The following is a 1435-nucleotide window of genomic DNA, read 5'->3' on the forward strand; positions in this document are numbered from 1 at the left end:
CCGTCTATCATCTCGCTGCGCGCGGCGTCCAGGCTCCAGCCCTGATAGATCACGCGGTACATCGCCACCACAAGCCCCGTGCGATCGGCTCCGTGATAGCAGTGCACGAGCACGGCGCCCTCCTTTTGGCGCTCGCGAATGGTGCGCAAGACGTCCACAATCTGCGCGGGCTTTATCTCCCAGCTTTGAAGCGGCTTGTTCGCGAGCCAAAATTGATCCCCAAACGCCCTTCTGTCGCCGCCTCTGCTAAAATGGCGCAGATTTACGATGCTTTTGATGCCTAGCTCGTGCAGCTTCGCGGCGTAGCTTCCATCAAGCTGTGCGCTGCGAAACAGCCGCTCGTCCACGCGGTAAAAATTTTTCGCTTCGTCGATGAGGGTCGCTTTTTGCGATGAGTTTGGGTTTGTACCGCGCGCTGCGGTTCTGCGCTTTTAAAATGCGCGCCCTGAAATTTGGCGTCTTTTGCGTCCGCGAGATTTTGCTCCGCGCCGCTCGTTTTTCTAAAATTTATGGAATTCGCTTCTGTCGCAAGCTCTGCATTTATGCCGGTCGCAAAGAAAAATACGATCGCTAGCGTAAGGGTTTTAAATTTCAAAATTCCATCCTTTAAATTTGGCTAAATTTTATGATTTTTGTAAAATTTGATGTTCGGCGGTCAAAATGCAAAATAGCAAGCGCGCCTAAATTTAACGTAAAATTTGAGCGTCAAGCCCGCCAAAACCGCCGCCAAATTTTGCCGCGAGCCCGCAAGCCGCGCCGCAAAAATCAAAATTTCGTTTTAAATTTCCCCGTTCCCGCCCTCGGTATCGCTAGATCAGTACGCGGTAGTTACATTGCGTAGTTACATTGCCCTTGTAAATTTACTGAAAATAAATCGTAAAAGGGGTGCGCCGTTTCCGCGAGCGCTGTCATAAACCTGTTTCGCAGGTGAGTTTCGTACTCGCCTCTTGCGATACTTACCCGAAATTTTATTTTTCGCGAAATCCTTTCAAATTTCGCCGCTAAATTTGACGCTTTAGTCGATCAGATCGGTCTGCCAGTTTGCGCCTTGCAGCGTCGTATCAAGCTGTCTGATCTGCCTAGCTAGCTCATCTACTTGCTTTTGCAGCGCCGCGACGTCGACCGTGCTTAAAATTTTAATCTCACTGCGCGAATAAATGTCCACCTTTTGCGCGGCAGCTTGCGCGAAAGCCCGCAGCGCGCCCGCTTTTAGCGTGAGTATGTCGCGCTTAGCGATTAGCTCGGTTAGGCTTTTGCCGTCCGCTTTTGCGGTGCAGTTGGTTAAATTTATCCGAACTATCAGCCGCTCAAGCTCGCCGCTTAGCGCGTCCAGCTCGTCTAGCAGCCCCTTTGGCTCTTCGCTAGGCTTTTCGCCCTCTTGCACTTTTGCGTTGTCCGCGAGCCTTGATTTTAGCTGCTCGATGCGTTTTTGTAT

At 51.1% G+C, this 1435-nt stretch carries 3 protein-coding genes; all 3 read right to left on the bottom strand.

Features of this window, described 5'->3' with window-relative positions:
- A partial coding sequence (locus tag Q0369_RS03270; RefSeq protein ID WP_298095914.1) for a tyrosine-protein phosphatase occupies window positions 1-347 on the bottom strand: 347 nt, incomplete at its 3' end.
- Complete coding sequence (locus Q0369_RS03275) at window positions 281-595, bottom strand: hypothetical protein (protein ID WP_298095918.1); 315 nt, start codon at window positions 593-595, stop codon at window positions 281-283. The genes Q0369_RS03275 and Q0369_RS03270, both read right to left, overlap by 67 nt.
- Before the next feature lie 420 nt (window positions 596-1015).
- On the bottom strand, window positions 1016-1435 hold a 420-nt coding region (locus tag Q0369_RS03280), incomplete at its 5' end, for a DIP1984 family protein (RefSeq protein WP_298095922.1).

This window comes from uncultured Campylobacter sp. (assembly GCF_938030685.1).
In the GTDB taxonomy this organism is placed as follows: Bacteria; Campylobacterota; Campylobacteria; order Campylobacterales; family Campylobacteraceae; genus Campylobacter_B.